The 16287-nt window shown below is 50.4% G+C and carries 15 protein-coding genes and 1 tRNA gene; 7 read left to right on the forward strand and 9 right to left on the reverse strand.

Annotated elements, in window-relative coordinates; genetic code table 11:
- Nucleotides 1-9 precede the first annotated feature (9 nt).
- Nucleotides 10-1932 carry an arginine--tRNA ligase gene (locus MVO87_RS00505; RefSeq protein ID WP_297551825.1) on the forward strand — a complete coding sequence of 641 codons (1923 nt, stop codon included), beginning with the start codon at nucleotides 10-12 and terminating at the stop codon, nucleotides 1930-1932.
- Here MVO87_RS00505 and MVO87_RS00510 read toward each other — a convergent pair whose 3' ends face one another.
- The 4 genes from MVO87_RS00510 to MVO87_RS00525 all read right to left on the reverse strand — a co-directional run bounded on the left by MVO87_RS00510 (nucleotide 1933) and on the right by MVO87_RS00525 (nucleotide 5332).
- Nucleotides 1933-3003, reverse strand: coding sequence for an AAA family ATPase (locus tag MVO87_RS00510; RefSeq protein ID WP_297551819.1), 1071 nt, complete (start codon nucleotides 3001-3003; stop codon nucleotides 1933-1935). It abuts the gene before it with no gap.
- A 197-nt stretch (nucleotides 3004-3200) separates the two neighbouring features.
- Nucleotides 3201-4448, reverse strand: coding sequence for a peptide chain release factor aRF-1 (gene prf1, locus MVO87_RS00515; protein ID WP_297514627.1), 1248 nt, complete (start codon nucleotides 4446-4448; stop codon nucleotides 3201-3203).
- Between the two features lie 60 nt (nucleotides 4449-4508).
- Nucleotides 4509-4814, reverse strand: coding sequence for a pro-sigmaK processing inhibitor BofA family protein (locus tag MVO87_RS00520; RefSeq protein ID WP_297514621.1), 306 nt, complete (start codon nucleotides 4812-4814; stop codon nucleotides 4509-4511).
- The gene (locus MVO87_RS00525; protein WP_297514624.1) at nucleotides 4766-5332 is read right to left on the reverse strand and encodes a hypothetical protein; all 567 of its coding nucleotides are present in this window, start codon (nucleotides 5330-5332) and stop codon (nucleotides 4766-4768) included. Before MVO87_RS00525 ends, MVO87_RS00520 begins: the two co-directional genes overlap by 49 nt.
- Nucleotides 5333-5459: 127 nt before the next feature.
- Between MVO87_RS00525 and MVO87_RS00530 the strand changes: the two genes are divergently transcribed.
- The gene (locus tag MVO87_RS00530) at nucleotides 5460-7043 is read left to right on the forward strand and encodes a DUF2079 domain-containing protein (RefSeq protein ID WP_297514618.1); all 1584 of its coding nucleotides are present in this window, start codon (nucleotides 5460-5462) and stop codon (nucleotides 7041-7043) included.
- Complete coding sequence (locus MVO87_RS00535; protein WP_297514615.1) at nucleotides 7033-9210, forward strand: ArnT family glycosyltransferase; 2178 nt, start codon at nucleotides 7033-7035, stop codon at nucleotides 9208-9210. The genes MVO87_RS00530 and MVO87_RS00535 overlap by 11 nt, the downstream gene beginning before the upstream one ends.
- 241 nt (nucleotides 9211-9451) lie before the next feature.
- Here the strand turns inward: MVO87_RS00535 and MVO87_RS00540 are convergent, their stop codons facing one another.
- Nucleotides 9452-9628, reverse strand: coding sequence for a class III signal peptide-containing protein (locus MVO87_RS00540; protein ID WP_297514612.1), 177 nt, complete (start codon nucleotides 9626-9628; stop codon nucleotides 9452-9454).
- Nucleotides 9629-9750: 122 nt separating this feature from the next.
- Here MVO87_RS00540 and MVO87_RS00545 point away from each other — a divergent pair, with 122 nt between their 5' ends.
- Nucleotides 9751-10311 carry a hypothetical protein gene (locus MVO87_RS00545; protein WP_297514609.1) on the forward strand — a complete coding sequence of 187 codons (561 nt, stop codon included), beginning with the start codon at nucleotides 9751-9753 and terminating at the stop codon, nucleotides 10309-10311.
- On the opposite strand, the gene MVO87_RS00550 is transcribed toward MVO87_RS00545, so the two are convergent.
- On the reverse strand, nucleotides 10304-11587 hold the full coding sequence (locus MVO87_RS00550) for a site-2 protease family protein (RefSeq protein ID WP_297551821.1): 1284 nt from the start codon (nucleotides 11585-11587) through the stop codon (nucleotides 10304-10306). The genes MVO87_RS00545 and MVO87_RS00550 overlap by 8 nt on opposite strands.
- Before the next feature lie 183 nt (nucleotides 11588-11770).
- Here MVO87_RS00550 and MVO87_RS00555 point away from each other — a divergent pair, with 183 nt between their 5' ends.
- Nucleotides 11771-13162, forward strand: coding sequence for an ATP-binding protein (locus MVO87_RS00555; RefSeq protein WP_297516482.1), 1392 nt, complete (start codon nucleotides 11771-11773; stop codon nucleotides 13160-13162).
- Between the two features lie 30 nt (nucleotides 13163-13192).
- Here the strand turns inward: MVO87_RS00555 and MVO87_RS00560 are convergent, their stop codons facing one another.
- Both MVO87_RS00560 and MVO87_RS00565 read right to left on the reverse strand, forming a co-directional pair.
- Nucleotides 13193-13588 (reverse strand): DUF126 domain-containing protein, encoded by a 396-nt coding sequence (locus MVO87_RS00560; RefSeq protein ID WP_297516484.1) that lies wholly within the window; start codon nucleotides 13586-13588, stop codon nucleotides 13193-13195.
- A 9-nt stretch (nucleotides 13589-13597) separates the two neighbouring features.
- Entirely contained in the window at nucleotides 13598-14758 is a 1161-nt protein-coding gene (locus MVO87_RS00565) for an aconitase X catalytic domain-containing protein (RefSeq protein ID WP_297516486.1), read from the reverse strand.
- A gap of 93 nt (nucleotides 14759-14851) precedes the next feature.
- Between MVO87_RS00565 and MVO87_RS00570 the strand changes: the two genes are divergently transcribed.
- A tRNA-Met gene (locus MVO87_RS00570) sits at nucleotides 14852-14929 on the forward strand.
- 103 nt (nucleotides 14930-15032) lie between these two features.
- A complete protein-coding gene (locus MVO87_RS00575) occupies nucleotides 15033-16049 on the forward strand; it encodes a M42 family metallopeptidase (RefSeq protein ID WP_297551826.1) in 1017 nt (338 codons plus the stop codon).
- Between the two features lie 112 nt (nucleotides 16050-16161).
- Here the strand turns inward: MVO87_RS00575 and MVO87_RS00580 are convergent.
- The coding region (locus tag MVO87_RS00580) for a zinc-ribbon domain-containing protein (RefSeq protein ID WP_297551827.1) at nucleotides 16162-16287 on the reverse strand (126 nt) is incomplete at its 5' end.

The raw sequence follows: 16287 nt of genomic DNA on the forward strand, positions 1-16287 counted from the left end.
GTGGTGAAGATGGTCTATAATGAGATAGTGGAGAGGGCGAGGCTCGCGCTCAGGAAGGCGCTCGATGAAATGCTCACCGAGGCTGGGAAGGAGTGGGACGGAGAGATAACCTTTGACGACACACCGAGCCTTGAGCTCGGTGATTTTGGAACTGCGGTAGCTTTCCAGCTCGCGAGGGTTTTCAGGAAGGCCCCGAAGCTCATAGCAGAAGAGCTCGTCGAGCGGATTGAAAAGCCAGAAGGGATAACTGATGTTAAGGCCGTGAACGGCTACATAAACTTCTACGTGGACTACGCCTACTTCTGGAGGGCCCTTGTGAAGGAAATCCTCGGCAAAGGCGAAGCCTACGGCGAGAGCGAGCTTGGAAAGGGCAGGAAGGTCATCGTCGAGCACACCTCAGTTAATCCCACGAAGCCACTCCACATGGGGCACGCCAGGAACGCGGTTCTCGGCGACACTATGGCGAGGATAATGAGGAAGCTCGGCTACACCGTCGAGGTGCAGAACTACATAGACGACCTTGGAGTGCAGTTCGCGCAGGTTCTCTGGGGCTACCTCAACATGAAAGAGGAGTTCGAGAGGATTGAGGCCGAGCTGAGGGAGAAAGGCCTGAAAGAGGACTTCATAGACCACGTAATGGGCCTGCTCTACGTTGAGGTGAACAAAAAGCTTGAGGAAAACCCCGAGGTTGACAGGGAGATACGCGAGCTCATGAAGAAGCTCGAAGAGGGGGACAACGAGATAGCCGAAATCGGCAGGAAGCTGGCGGAGCGCGTTGTTAAAGCCCAGATGCTCACAACCTACCGCATGGGTATCGCCTACGACCTGCTCAGCTGGGAGAGCGACATAGTGAGGAGCGGAATCTTCGAGGAGGCCTACAGGCTCATCGAGGCCAACGAGAACTTCTTCTGGGGGAAGGAGGGCAAGTACAAGGGAGCGTTTGTAATGGATTTGAGGAAGCTCTTCCCTGACATGAAGAACCCGTTTTTGGTTCTCAAAAGAAGCGACGGAACGGCAACTTACACGGGCAAGGACATAGCCTATCACCTCTGGAAGTTCGGCAAGGTCAAGGCTGACATGCTCTACAAGGTCTGGGACAGGATTGAGAACCACGAGACCTGGACTACCGCGCCAGACGGGGAAGAGATGCCCGGCAGGTTCGGCAGGGGGGACATCGTGATAAACGTCATCGGAGCGGAGCAGAGGCACCCCCAGATGGCGATAAAGTACGCCCTCCAGCTCCTCGGCTTTGAGGACTCGGCTGAGAACTTCCACCACCTGGCTTACGAGCACGTTGTGAGGCCTGAAGGCAAGTTCTCGGGTAGGAAGGGAACCTGGGTTGGCTTTACCGTTGACGAAGTTCTCAACGAGGCCGTCCAGAGGGCGAGAGAGCTCGTTGAGCAGAAGAACCCGAACCTGAGCGAGGAGGAGAGGGAGGAGATAGCTGAAGCGGTCGGAGTTGGCGCGGTTCGCTTCAACCTCGTCAAGTACAGCCCCGACAAGGTCATAACCTTCCGGTGGGACGATGTGCTCAACTTTGAGGGGGAGAGCGCACCCTACATCCAGTACGCACACGCGCGCTGTGCCTCAATCCTGCGGAAGGCGAGGGAAAGCGGAGTCGAGACCGACTGGGAAAAGCTTCTTGAGAAGGCCGACTTCTCGAAGCTCACCCTCCGCGAGAAGGAGCTCATAAAGCTCCTCACCAAGTTCCCGGAGGTAATAAAGAGCGCAGGCAGGGACATCAAGCCCCACCTGGTTCCTGCCTACCTCAATGAGCTGGCTTCGCTCTTCAACAAGTTCTACATGGACCACCCGGTTCTCAAGGCCGAGGACGGAATCAGGGAAGAGAGGTTACTCCTCGTCCTCGCGGTCAAGCAGGTTCTCAGGAACGGGCTGGAGTTGCTCGGCATAGAGGCGCCGGAGAAGATGTGATTAACTTTTCAATATTTTCTCCACGAGAGGGTCTATTATCCGGTACTCCCCGTTTTCTTTTCTCACCCATCCCATCTTCTCAAGGTTCTTCAGGAGTGCGGACAGTCTCGCGTTCGTTATGGGCCCGCCTTTAGCCTCCACGTAGTCCTTGATGTCCCTCCAGCGCGTGAGCCCTATCGCTATCGCCCTGAGGATTAGGGCGTACCTTGGAGAGCGCTTTTCAAGCTCAAGAAGCTCCTCCCGTATCATCACCCGGGCCCTCTCGACGGTTCTCTCCATAGCTCTCTCAAAACTTCCGCTCTTCCAGTAGTTAAACCCAAACTCCACGAGCCAGCCAGGAATGCCGTCGAGCCCATCGACAGCTCTCTTTATTTCCTCGTCCGAAACTTTCAAGCCTACCTCCTCAAACCCCGCCCGCAGGAAAGCCTCCGAGAGCCCTCTCTGGAACGGCCTAACTTCAACTTCCTCGTAGACCCTGCCGAAGAGTGGACTTGAGTAGTCGTCGATACCGATGAAATCGTGGAGGAGGCCGACCTCTGAACCCGTGAATACGAAGCCGAGGTTCGGGAGGGAGTCATAGGCGTAGGCTATTCCAGCTAAGAGGTCTTTTCCGCCTCTCGGCCCGTAGAAGCGGAGGTACTGGGCCTCGTCGAAAGCCAAGACGACCCTCTCAAACCTCTCCCCAAGGCCGTTCAGGAGTTCAAAGACGTCTATTATGGTCATTTCCTTTGGTGCGATTTTTACTCCCGCCAGATTAACGCTCTCCAGCTTTATCCCGCTTAGAAAGCCAAACCTGCCCTTTCCGAGGAGTATCTTTCTGATCTCATCCACAAGAACGGCGGGACTTATTGCCCCACCTCCCGCGGCGTAGAGCCTCCTTGCATCGAGGTAAAGGCCGAGACCGTTGAACTCGTTCAGGGCTACCCTTAAGAGAGAGCTCTTTCCTACTCTCCTGATTCCTATGAGAACGGTTATTGGATACTCCTCGATTCCCCCAAGTAAGGAGTTCAGCTCCTTCTCTCTGTCGAAGATTTCCTCCCTCTTGCTCTTCGGCCTCGGGTCAAACAGCATAGGTATCGCCCCCGATACTAAGTATCGGCACCGGTACTTAAAGGTTCCGAAACGATGCGTGCAAATTATAATAATTTCAGCGCATCATTTGGGAGTATAAGGGAAAACTTCAGAAGGAGCCGGATTGACACGGACGAGCTTAAGCGGATTCTGTGCGGTTCTACACTGTGGGCTTAAGAAAAGAGAATACAAATAGCTCAGTGAATCTTGTACCTCAGGAACGCTCCAAGCCCGCCAAAGGCCTTGTAGAACTGCTGGCCTTCTTCAGTGTCGAGGGAGATGATTTCAACGTTCGAGCCCGCCTCTTCCGCCATCTTGATGAGCTCCTCCGCGACGTCCCACTTCTCGAAGGTTATGTTCTGACTTCCACACTTGGGACAGTGGGTCAGCTTCTTCTTGTAGACGTGGAACTCCTGCTCGCTCATCGTCTTCTCCTCGCTCCAGCCACAGTTGTTGCACTTTGCCCTGACGCGGACCTTGTCGTAGCCCTCGCTGATGAGGAGCGTGTCCACGGCGCCGAGCTCAAGCGCTTGCCTGACTTCTTTCTCACCGTAGGTTATCATCCCCGTGTCCTTGACGAGGTGCTTGAAGAAGTCCTGGATGAGCTTCCTCTCCTTTACTGCCTCGTGGTCCCTGAGTATGTCGCTGGCCTTCTCAACGAGCTCCCTTAGCCCGTACTCGCCGTGGTAGCTTATGTCGACGACGCCGATGACTTTCTTCCTCAGCTCGTGGTGGAGGTAATCGCCTTCAACGAACTCCTCCTTGGTCGGCCCGGGGCCGCCGATGATGATTCCCCTCAGCTCACCCTTCTCAAGGAGCGGGAGAAAGGCCTTGTTGGCGTGCTCGCCGATGCGCTTCATGAACTCGTGAGTTTCCTGCTCGCGAATCCTCTCGTAACGCCTCGCCGACTGACCACCGGCCCTCGTCTTTCCCGGGACGTTCGAGGTGAGCTCGTCTATGACCTCAATCCTCTTGCCCCTGAGGAGTCCAATGGTCGCCTCGTTCTTCTCGACTGTTATGAGGCCGTACGCATCTTTAACGCGGAGCATCTCCTCGAGCGGTTCGGTGACGAAGGTCTGGTCACATCGATAAAGGCGGACCTTGAGCGGTTCAGGCGGGACTATGGCCCAGAGCCTTATGTCGCTCACTCCTTCCTGCTCGCTGACGTTGCCGACGAACAAAGCGAGGCCATTCTCCGGGGTCTTGCGGTAGAGCTTGAGGTGCTGCATCGCCCTTTCAAGCGCTCCCAAAACGTTCTTTCGGGTGGACTTGCTCTTGATGTTCTGGGCTGTTCCGTACTCCTCTCGCAACTGCTGCATGACCTTGTTGATGTCGTAGCCCGCTGGAATGTAAAGGCTGACGAGTTCGGTCGCTCGACCTCGATAGCTCTTGAGTTCTTCAACCTTCTTTTTGAGCTCGTACATTTCCGCTGACTTGTGAGACATGAGCATCACCCCTTTCTCTTCCCGTTCCCGGTTAAAAAGGGGCCACTTATAAAAGTTGGCCTAGAAGAGGGAGAGTATTATGATGAGTATAAACGCGCCGACGACTCCTCCCACGGCAAGGATTAGCAGTGTCACCCAGTTTATTGGGACGTGCGTGACCCCAAAGAAGTTCAAGACGCCGATTATGATGAGGCCGGTAATCGCGTTCACCGCAAGCCACTTGAGAATCGCTATGGTAAAGGCTAGGATTGCCCACCCAACGATTGCGAGAAGGAAAGGAGAACCAGAAGGAGGATAAAATCCGGCATGGTAATACCTCAGAGTTTTTCTAAGGTCTCCATGGCTATCTGTCCAAGGGGAACCCACTTTTTGCCCTCGAAGGGGAGAACTACCTTGTCTTCCACGCCGGTGAGTTCCTCCACAAGGGGTTTGAGCTCGCTGAGCCCGAGTTCTCCTATGACGACAAGCAGAAAGCCCTTCTCGTCCCTTTTGCCCTCGCGGAGACCCCGTCTTATCTCCTTAACTATCCAGGAGCGGTACTTTCGAGCCAGTTCGGGATAGGTTTTGATGATATCGTAAGCGAGCACCATGGCGTTTTCCTTAATATAAGGATTCCTGTTGTGGATTAGGGACATCAGTTTCTTAAAGCTGCTCTCATCGAGGTACTTTGAGAGAACACTTCTATCGGTTTCCAATACCTGGGTCAGGGCTAAGAGAGCATCGCCCACTATTCCGGGGTTTTCGTCGTCGAGCAGTTCAACTATCGCGCTCATGACCTTTTTGTCCTTAATGGCGTCCTGAACGAGGAGCTCGAACTGTCCCGATTCAAGCATCCCCTTAACTTTCTTCTTTTTGGAGCCGAAGGATAGGAAGGGCATCAGCATCACCACCATATTATAATGTTTTATGAGCATAAAATCTTTATGGCGAGTATTTTTAGTTTCAAAAAACATAAAAAGTTAGTTAAGTTTGGTATTGGGTGACTTAATAGTAACCCAACGGTGATTTTAGATGGTTACTGTAAAAGAATATCGACAGTATCTTAGACTTTCAATAATTGTTTATATTGTACTCTTTAGCGTTTATTCTATATTAAGACACTATTTGTACTTTACTGGAGCATATGATTTGGGAATATTCCTACAATCTCTATGGACAACTGCTCACGGTGAGGGCTTTTTCTTCAACACTCCCGAGTGGGAGGATCTCGGTACATACTCTCACTTTGGGGTTCATAATAGTCCAATACTAATTCTACTGGTGCCCATATACAAAATGTTTCCTCACGCTGAGACACTCCTAATTCTCCAAACAATTGCCTTAGGATTCGGGGCCTTAACACTGTTCAGATTTGCAAAGATGTTGATTGGTGAAAAAAAAGCATTCTACGTGTCTCTCATGTACCTCGCCAACCCGCTGATACACGGCATAAACAGGTTTGACTTCCATCCAGTTAGCCTCGTTGTCCCACTAATCTTTCTAATCCCCTACTATTACGAGAAGAGAAATTATCTTATTTTCATCCTCGTTTCTCTACTCGTGTTAACAGCCAAGGAGGACTCGGGCCTAGTCTTAATAAGTTTGGGTCTCTTCTTTATGATAAAACGATATGGAGTCTCCAATGTCTTGAATCCCAAATGGTTTCTGAAAAACATCCACACGTTAAAGTGGGAAATTATCCTAATTTCTCTGGGAATTCTCTGGACCCTAATCAGCCTGTTTGTAGTAATTCCCCACTACAATGGGGGAATTTATCCGTATCTTACTGCTTCGAGAGTTCAGAGATACTCGTTCTCGATTTCTAACATTCACATAGACTACATTATTGCATTTTTCTCAATATCCCTCTTCAGCGTATCATTTATCCCAATGTTCAATTGGGAGTATTTTTTAGCCTCCGTTCCCTTGTGGCTTGAACTTATACTGCCCTCAAAGACCGCAAACATGGTGACGGTAGGTTATCACTATCCTTATATGCTCGCACCCTTTTTGTTCATATTACTGGTTTACATACTGCCCATGATACAGATAAGTCTAAAAATTGAATATCATTCTAAAAAAACTAAAGTTATCCCATTAACCATGAAAACCTTTGTTGCTGTCTCTTTAATCTCAATGCTTTTGTTCTCCCCGGCGTTCCATGTGCTAAAAAGTCCATATGTTAGAGGGATACCTATGTATAGTCTCGTTAAAGTATATAACAAATGGGGCCCCTACTTCTGGATTGCGGACAATATAACGGGAATTCTCTCCAACTCGGACTGCCCTGTAACGACCCAGAATCTGATATTCCCTCATCTTGCCAATAGACGTGAAACATACTGTTTAAGAACGCTATTTAATGTCTATTACTTGCCAAATAACTCTATTGTTTTACTGGCTGAATCTCTACCAGATTATCACTTTACAGTTGAAGCGCTAATGAACTCAACCTTAACTGCGAACAAGAATTATTTTGTTTTAAACATTAATGATATGATTATAAAATGCTATAATCAGACAGGAGATGACACTAAGAAATTTAAGGAATGTATTATAAGTTCAACCCAGGGGATCGTACAGAAATGTAAACAGGAGAGGAACGATGAGAAATAAACACTTGAAATATTTAGTCTTTATCTTAATATGGGGGGCATACTTTGCAATCCGTTTTCCATTGCTTAAGCTTCAAAACGCATACCTTGACTATGATGAAGGTACATATCTGATGTTCGCGCGGTTGATACAGGAAGGATTCCTACCCTACAGGGACATCTTTGCTGTTCATCCTCCGCTCTATTACTACGCTCTTGCGGGGTGGACATGGGTTTTTGGAAACAGCTATGTGATTGGAAGGTTGTTTTCCGTTGTTCTTGGGCTCCTTTCGATAGTTGTTGCGTATTACGTCGGAAAAGAACTGGGCGGGGAGAAACTGGGGGTTGCCTTTGCGTTCCTCATTGCTCTCGATCCCATGGCAGTAAAACTGAACACTTTGGTTCTCCATGGCAGTATGATAGAACTCTTTACGCTGTTGTCCCTTTGGAGTTTAATCAAATACTTAAAAACTGCCCGCACAAACTATGCTTACTACTCTTTAATTGCCGCCTCTATCGGGAGTACGGCCAAGTTCACAATAATACCCTTCTTAGTTGCCCTATACGTTCTCTTGCTCTTCATAAATTCCAGAGAGTTGAGAAGATACTTATTTGGGATTACCAATACAATACTAACATCCCGACAGGGAGCAGTTGTACTGGTGGCCTACCTTTTATGGTCATCAATCGTGGTCACAATAGGGGTGCTGGTTCCAACTTCAATTGTTAGAATAATCGCGATAGTCCCTGGAATCCACAGCATAACCAAACTGGGACACGTTTATTCTTCCGTGCTATTCCTGTTTTTCTGGCTGGGTCTAACACTTTATCTCTTCAAATTAAAGTACGTCCATCACATACCGCCGTTTTTAAAGGCCCTCATTAAGAGCATAAAAACGGCTGTCATTATGGCATCAATTGTTATTGTGTTCAAGGCAGTAATTGAAGTACCTCTCGGGCTCTTTGTCTCCAGCGATTATATTCGTCAGACATATTTGGAGCAGAGCGGTAGAGGATTTCCTTTTGTTGGGATTTTTTGGTTTATGAACAAGGTACTAACAACGCTTCAGTCAGATAAACCAGATAACGCAATATACGTACTTCCTGCCATGTTACTTACAGCAACTCTCCTAATAATTAGGCAGTTTGAGAGCTCTATATCGTTCTATAAAGAAATAAAAGCACTACTTTTTCTTAACATTCTTTTTTATTTAATCATAATTCCTATAATCCCAAACGTCAGAATGATTTATTCGCTCTTTATAGTCTTGTATCTCTTGGAGCTTTATTCTTTATTAAGTGGTACCTTAGATAGAAAACGCCTCGGAGCGTTGGGTCTCACATTTTTGATACTCTTATGTGCCAATGGAGGTGTGGTGTTAAACTACCCCACAGGAAAACTTGCGATATCTGCAACTCCCCATATAAAAGAAATACGGGATGATCTGGGGGAATATATTTCATCCAACAACCTCAACGGCACATACCTCTCAATTAATCCGATGGACACCTATTATCTTAATTTAAAGTCTGCCCCATACCTTGTTGACACCTTCGGCCTTGGATATCTACGTGGAGAAAACATAACTGCACTAATTGAGACATTTTCCCCCCGTTATATTGTAATAGACACGTGGATGTTCGAAATAATGAAAAGGGCAAAGGTTCTATTCAATGTATACAACCCTGTTCTTGAATACGTTATCGCCAACGGTACATTGCTATTTGCTGAATCAACCCCGAATGGGGAGTGTGTAGAGCTGTTTGAGCTATCTCCCGGAACATCATGGGCGTTGATATTGCGGAGGGGAACTATTGAAATATACTACAATTCCACAGAAGTGTTCTCAATTTCGCCAAACGTTCGTGGCTCATATTTCCTCCAGCTTAAAAATCTGGGCCATGGGAAATATTCCGTCACGATTAAAAATGGAACAGCATTTTCTACGGGTTCTTTATACTTCAATCAGACATCACTAACACTCAACGTTCCCGGGATTGTATGGAACATCTCCTTTAACGGAATCACGCTTAAAGACGGGAATCCTATCACAGAGGGAAACGTATCTTCAGTAGGGATATGTACTCCAACAAAGTGTTTTGATATCTTGGGAGAACTTGAGATTGAGAAGGGCACGGTACTCGCACATAACGAGATTGAAGTTAGGGTTCAGAAATCATCGAGTTGAGTGTTGAGATTGTGTCGTTGATTGTCCTATTAATGGTCCCCCCGGTCTTTTTTACAGTTCCTGTTCTTGGATCTATAAAGGTCTTAACAATAAGGTATATAACAACAAGCGCTAATATAAACATAAAAATGTATTCAAGTGATGACTGTGCTCTGTGCCTCATTGTTAGCAACCCCATACCAGTTAAAGCACGAATTAATAAGAGGAGGGATAAAAAAAGATTTTGAATTTACTTCTTACCTCACCCAGAGCTCAGCATGCTGTTGAGCTCGCTGCTTATTGACTGCTCGGCCTGGCTGGCAGTGCTCTTGGCGCTACTTCCCTTGTTCTGAAGCTGCCTGACAACTATCAGGATTATAACCAGCGCCGCGGCAATCATGAAGAGGTACTCAATTGCACCCTGGGCCTTCCTCATCATGGCAAATCACCTCCAAAGGTTTACTTCAACCTAGACTCGACTAAAAAGGCTTATATATCTTTCTACCCAATACTGAGGAGAGGCATACCCAATATTGCAAGGGTTCTAAGAGGTGTGCATTCATGTTGGTGAGCTTTCACTGTGAATCATCGAGCATTGAAGATTGCGTTGAAGAAATCAACAAGAAGTCAGAAAATATCCTACATGACCTTCCAGGCTTTGTAAATTCTGCAAAGATATTGTTGAGCTTTGGAGCCTTTATGAACCTTGGCGTTGTGCTGGCACTTGATAAATCCCTCACCGCCCACAAGGTTGTTCGGGCGGATTTTTCTTCCGGCAAAAACAAGGATGACGCCATCAACAAAACACTCGAGAAGCTCAATGCGATAATCCCAGACCGCGCCAAGATAGTTGATTTTGAAGTAAAAACATACACCACACCTGTAACGAGGAGAACCTACGCAGTAGGTGTAGTAGTTTACAACGTTTTCGAGCAGAAGAAGCCCATCGGGGAGTACACCCTCAAAGAGAGACGAAAACTGATAGCGATGGTTCTGGAGGCCTTCAACTACAACCCAAAGGTTCTCAACATCTCCGAGCTCGCGAGGGTCTTCGGGGTCTCCAGGGACAGCATCTACTACGACATCGAGCAGATACTCAAAGAGGCGGGCAAATCTAAGTAGTCCAAATTGGCCTCGGCGTTGCGGTGAGGATGAATATGATGGCCGCCAGTATCGCGAGGGTTATTCTCTTCTTGGATATCGGCGATACCTCGTCGAGAGCGCCGGGATTCCCAGCGGAGCCAATGAGGAGAACGAGCAGTCCCCAGATGAACCAGCCACTCCAGAGGTAGCTCATCCCGATGAGAACAAAGGCGGTAACATACGTCACTATCCTGTGTGCCCTCTCGCTGATGAACGCCCTCAGCACGTGCCCCCCGTCAAGCTGGGCAACCGGAATCAGGTTGAGGAACGTGACGAGCAGTCCGACCCAGCCGGCCATCGCAATGGGATGAAGGAATATCACGTAGTCCTCGGGGATTCCAAGCACTGCCCTGGTGAGGAGCTCGAAGAGCAGGTTCGTACCGAAGTAAACCCCTCCTTCCGTCTGGGGAACCATACTAGGGGGAACCACAATCGAGAGCTTCAGACCTATGGCCGTGACTGGGATGGCCACCAAGAAGCCAGCTATCGGCCCGCTAACTCCAAGGTCTATCGCCGCATCCCTCGTTGGTAGAGGGGACTTAACCCTTATCACAGCGCCGAGAGTTCCTATCAAGCTAAACGGGAACGGGATGAAATAGGGCATCGTGGCCCGAACGCCGTGGTAGGCAGCGGCTATCTTGTGGCCAAGTTCGTGGGTTCCGAGTATAGCCATGACGCTGACCGAGAAGGAGAGCGCTATAAGGTAGGGATCCCTCATCCCTGGAAGCCCATAGTAATCGAGGGCTGAGATGTAGTTGAGGGCAAGCATGTAGCCCGCGAAGAACGTCGTCGCTATGGTCGCGAGCAGGAAAACCCAGGGTAGCCACTTGTTGTCTGGCTTGACCTCTCCCGCGGGAAACACGAACAGGAGGACTTTGCCACCGCGCTTTTTCAGCGCGACCCAGTAGCCGAACCTCTCCATCTCGCTCAGAACTTTCTCGAAGTTCGGCTCAAGGATGTCATCAACCTCGAAAACGAAAACCCTCCCGTCGAAGCCCGCAAACCGGAGGTTGTAAAACGTCCTGAGTTTGGCCTCGACCTCCGGCGGAAGGCCCGGCGTCTCGGCCACGTGAATTTCAGGGGTGGGGATGGATTCCAGCGATGGGCTACGTGGTCTTTCGGCATCCTCCCCCGCGTAGCCCACGAGAATCATGTCCCCCCCACAACGGGGACACGAGTGCTCAAGAAGGGGCTCGGTGGAATCCCTCTCCTCGCGGTAGCCACAGTTAAGGCACTCGTAGATTCCCCTCGGCATCTTTTACCTCCAGGATTAAAATTGGGGGGAGGGTTAAAAAGTTAGTCCTTTGCGGGACGTCCCCTGTTAGAGGTATGCACTCTCCAAGGAATTTCTTCATGAGAGTTTCAGCTTGTCCCATTATATCCTGTTTTAATGATACAAAACGATAGCTTTTTATCCTATTATAATGAACTACACTTGGTGAGAGCCTTGGAAGAAGGACTCGTGGAAAGCATTGTGAGAAGAACCATTGACACGGCCGAGGCAAGGCTTAGGAAGTACGCGTTCACTCCAACCGGAGAAAGAAGACCCGAAAGGAAATCCCTCGCGAAGCTTAAAGGGGATGTTGAGATGTTTCTTAAAACCCGGGAGAACAGGCTTCTGGTTCTTTACGGTCTTCGCGGTGTCGGAAAGACCACCATGCTCGCTCAAACCTACTTCAAGCTTCTCCCTCAGATTCCAAGGGAAAGACTTGTCTACGTCTCCCTCGACAAGCTTCGTCCGTTGGGAATAAGCCTGAATGACTTTGTCCGTACTTACGAGCGTCTTCTCGGTGAGAGAATTGAAGAGCTGAGTCAGCCAACCTTCCTCTTCATTGATGAAGCTCACTATGACGAGAACTTCGGGATTACGGTGAAAGACCTTCACGACTCCGCGAGTAACCTTATGATTGTGGTCACCGGCTCCTCTTCACTTCCTCTTAAGCTTGACCCCGACCTGATGAGGAGGGCCAGAAAGCTCAGGGTGCCACCTTTAACATTTACCGAGTACCTGCTTCTCAAGCGAGGCCTCCAAATTCCTGAAGAGCTCAGTGCGGCTTTAAAACGGGCATTCCTCAGCTGTGATTTCTCAGGAATTGAAGAGAAGCTTGGGGGAGTGCTTCTGAAGTTCACTGAAAAAGACGTTGGGGATTACCTCATTCAAGGCTCGCTCCCAGTTTACCTCGCTTCGCCAAACCCGCTTGAGGATGCTTATGAGATACTGAGGAAGATTGTCGAAGTTGATTTAATGCGCGAAGGTCTTTCCGAGACGACACGGGAAAAGACCCTCGGCCTGCTACTCCTCCTTGCTTCCGGTGAAAGCTTGGCTTATGATGACCTGAGCTCGACTCTGGGGCTCGCCAAGGCGACTGTGGAAAAGATGATTGAGAAGCTTGAAGACCTCGAAGTCATCTTTCCGGTGAGGGCCTACGGCTCTTTGGGTAAGGTGGCCCGAAAGACTCCAAAATACAAGTTCCTGGCACCGATGCTTAGGAGCGCGGTGCTTTACGAGTTCGGGCTCTTTGAGAGGGATTCAAAAACGCTCGGCATGCTCCTTGAGGACGCGGTTGCGTTTTATCTCCATCTGCTTGCCAGAGAGAAGAAGTTGGGACTTCACTACGATGCCCAGAGGGGCGGTGCGGACTTCATCTTGAAGGGACACGGCGAAGGAGTCGTGGTTGAGGTTGGCTGGGGGAAGAAGGGCGTTCGTCAAGTCCTCAAGACCATGAAGAAGACTGGGTTAACCTGCGGTGTCGTTGTTCACAAGGGACCATTAAAAAAGAAAGGAGATGTGTGGTTTGTGCCGAGGGAGCTCTTTTTGCTGATGCTTTGAATTCTTTGGTTTCAAGAATGAGAAAACGGCTCAGCCTTCCTCGACCTCAACTTCACCCGCATCGGCGTCAACCCTGACCCTCGTCCCGCTCTTCAGCTTGGACACGTCTATTCCCTGAACCATTGGAATGCCGGCTATTATCGCCCCCGTCGCCACTATCGTCTCAGCCTCGCCGACTATTATCGCCTTCGGCGCCTTCCCGTTCTTCTTGAGGGCGTAGATTACGTAGGAGCCGACGGTTGAGCCCTTTCCGCGCGGGAAGGCGAGGATTTTGCCCGCTATGCTCTGGCCCCTTATGTCGCTCTCCGCGTCGGTGACGATTCCAGTCTCGGGATCAACCCCACCGAGGAAGGAGAGGGGCTTCTGCGAGACTATCAGCTCACCCTCAGCCTTCCCGCCGACGACCTTCCTTCCCTTCAGCTTCATTCTACCACCTCACGGTGCCTCTTTTATGAGCCTCTCGGCGTCGTCGAGCCTTACGCTAAAGCCGAATGAGCGGAAGTAGAAGGCACTCTTCCCGCTGTTGGTGGCGATGCCGTTGTACCATCCCTTAATCGGTGACACGACGAAGCACGAGTCCGCTATAATCCGTCCGTTGTAGCGCTCTATCGTTTCGGTGTAGCCAAGCGAATCCGCTAAAGCCTTCACGGCCCTGCTCGCGGTTATGAAGAGCGGTATCTTTAGGGGCCTTCCGCGCATTCTCAGGAGTTCGGCTATCTCCTTGATTTCCATGAGGGAAGCGTGCGGACAGCCGATGAGAATCATGTCTATTTCACTCCAATCGTCGGAGAAGCTCTCCCTGACGGCTCTCAGGTCAGTTTCCTCAACCGTTACTGTCTCTATCCCGTCGGAAATCGCGTTCCTGTATTCGGGTGTTTCGCCTTCGACGTGGTAGAGCGCTATCGAGCCCGTCGCCGCCATCGAGGCTCCGAGCTCCTTGAGGTAGTCCAGGCTCTCCGGTTTCAGGCCGGTTATGTAGGGCACGTCGTTTCCGAGGGCTTTTCCGAGGTGGTAGCCGAGAGCGGAGTAGTCAACGAACGTTTTGACTTTAGCTTCTACCTTCACCTTCACGGTAGCCTTCCTGTTCTCGTCGAGGTGGAGTCCGTATTCCGGCGTTTTGCCGACTATGGCTGATGCCAAGCTCGACGGCCCGCCCTCGCGGTTGGTTCTGGCACCTATTATCGAGTTTGCGAAGGAAACCGCTGAGCTCTCGCTCCAGGCCAAGTGGTCACCGAACTTCGGAAGGTTTGCCCCGTAGTAGGGGGTACAGGTCGAGGTCACCTCTATCCCCATCGCGCGGTAGAGCTCTAAAACTTCCCTCTGCTTCTCCATGAACTCGTCGTCGCCTATTCCCGCCGGGTTGAGGGTTGTGTACACGCTGACCTTTGCCCCAGCGTTTACGAAGTCCCTCAGGAACTCAATGCCAGCCTCGCCGAGGTTTTTGTAGGAAACACCAGCAATCTGGGCGCTCTTTATGGGAATCAACCGTTCCGCCCCATAGATGTCGCCGAGCGCAACGAGGATTTCCATTGCCTTCTGGAGGGCGTAGCCGTACTCGCCCGCCAAAATCAGTTCCTCTTCCTTCGTCAGGTACATGACACCACCGAAGTGAGAACGGCCTTGAAGAATATAAAGCCCGCTCCGAAAGATTTATAAACCTCCTTCGGTTCACTAACTAACGGGTCGAGCAGCGGGGTGGGGCAGCTAGGAGTGCCCGCCGGGCTCATAACCCGGAGGTCGGAGGTTCAAATCCTCCCCCCGCTACCAGATTTCTTGTGCATTCACGCCGACGTCTTGAGGTCTTATTCTGAAGTTCCATCAGGCCGATGTCCTTTTTAACCCTTCGAGTGATTTCTCAACGGTGATTTCGATGGAGCGTGTAGTTGAAATTCTGAGGGAGATTCTGGAGATTCCGTCTCCAACTGGATACACTAAGGAGGTTCTGGCACACATCGAGAAGAAACTGGACGAGGCAGGGATAAAGACTAGGTACACCAACAAGGGAGCGCTTTTGGCCTACAACCACCCCGAGCCAGAACTCGTCATAGCGGGCCACGTGGACACGCTTGGCGCGATGGTGAAGGGAATTCTTCCTGACGGGCATCTGAGCTTCACGAAAATCGGCGGGCTTCTCCTCCCGACTTTCGAAGGTGAATACTGCACGATAATAACCCGCTCAGGGAAGCGCTACCGCGGAACGCTCCTCCTCAAGAACCCGAGTGTCCACGTGAACAAAGACGCAGGAAAAAAGGAGCGCAAGGAGGAGAACATGTACATCCGCCTCGACGAGCTGGTTGAGAAGAAGGAGGACACCGAGAAGCTCGGCATAAGGCCAGGCGACTTCATAGCCTTCGACCCGAAGTTCGAGTACGTGAACGGCTTCGTCAAGGCCCACTTTTTAGACGACAAGGCGAGCGTCGCGGTGATGATTGACCTGCTCCTTGAGCTGGCGGACGAGCTTGAAAAGCTCCCCGTGGCCTTCTTCTTCTCGCCCTATGAGGAGGTCGGCCACGGCGGTTCGGCAGGTTACCCACCGACGACAAAGGAGCTTCTCGTCGTTGACATGGGGGTCGTCGGCGAAGGCGTTTACGGCAAAGAAACGGCCGTTTCAATAGCGGCGAAGGACTCGAGCGGGCCCTACGACTACGAGATGACGACAAAACTCATCGAGCTGGCGGAGAAGAAAGACATACCTCACGTCGTTGACGTCTTCCCCTACTACGGCTCCGACGGTTCAGCGGCCCTAAGAGCTGGCTGGGACTTCCGCGTTGCCCTCATCGGGCCCGGGGTTCACGCGAGCCACGGAATGGAGAGGACGCACGTCAAGGGCCTCCTCGCGACGAAAGAGCTGATAAGAGCCTACATAGAGGATAAGTTCGGGGTTTAAGTTCTCTTTCTTCTTACTTCGAAGTCGGGGCACCTACATATATTCTCGCGGGAATGATTCTCTTGGGAATTCGTTCTGGAAAGAATGTGGAAGGAAGCCAAAACAAAAACTCTCACTCAATCTTCGCACCGCAGACCGGGCAGAACTTCGCGCCCTCTGGAACTATGTGGCCGTTGGGACAGCGCTTGATTTCGTGCCCGCAGTAGGGACAGAAGCGCGCTCCGGGCGGAATAGGCTT

This window comes from Thermococcus sp. (assembly GCF_027063845.1).
GTDB lineage: Archaea > Methanobacteriota_B > Thermococci > Thermococcales > Thermococcaceae > Thermococcus.

Coding starts and splice junctions, on each gene's coding strand:
- MVO87_RS00560 (WP_297516484.1), bottom strand. CDS start 13,588: ATGAAGCTGAAGGGAAGGAAGGTCGTCGGCGGGAAGGCTGAGGGTGAG.
- MVO87_RS00535 (WP_297514615.1), top strand. CDS start 7,033: ATGAGAAATAAACACTTGAAATATTTAGTCTTTATCTTAATATGGGGG.
- prf1 (WP_297514627.1), bottom strand. CDS start 4,448: ATGTCTCACAAGTCAGCGGAAATGTACGAGCTCAAAAAGAAGGTTGAA.
- MVO87_RS00525 (WP_297514624.1), bottom strand. CDS start 5,332: ATGCTGATGCCCTTCCTATCCTTCGGCTCCAAAAAGAAGAAAGTTAAG.
- MVO87_RS00550 (WP_297551821.1), bottom strand. CDS start 11,587: ATGCCGAGGGGAATCTACGAGTGCCTTAACTGTGGCTACCGCGAGGAG.
- MVO87_RS00545 (WP_297514609.1), top strand. CDS start 9,751: ATGTTGGTGAGCTTTCACTGTGAATCATCGAGCATTGAAGATTGCGTT.
- MVO87_RS00505 (WP_297551825.1), top strand. CDS start 10: ATGGTCTATAATGAGATAGTGGAGAGGGCGAGGCTCGCGCTCAGGAAG.
- MVO87_RS00540 (WP_297514612.1), bottom strand. CDS start 9,628: ATGATGAGGAAGGCCCAGGGTGCAATTGAGTACCTCTTCATGATTGCC.
- MVO87_RS00575 (WP_297551826.1), top strand. CDS start 15,033: ATGGAGCGTGTAGTTGAAATTCTGAGGGAGATTCTGGAGATTCCGTCT.
- MVO87_RS00510 (WP_297551819.1), bottom strand. CDS start 3,003: ATGCTGTTTGACCCGAGGCCGAAGAGCAAGAGGGAGGAAATCTTCGAC.
- MVO87_RS00565 (WP_297516486.1), bottom strand. CDS start 14,758: ATGTACCTGACGAAGGAAGAGGAACTGATTTTGGCGGGCGAGTACGGC.
- MVO87_RS00530 (WP_297514618.1), top strand. CDS start 5,460: ATGGTTACTGTAAAAGAATATCGACAGTATCTTAGACTTTCAATAATT.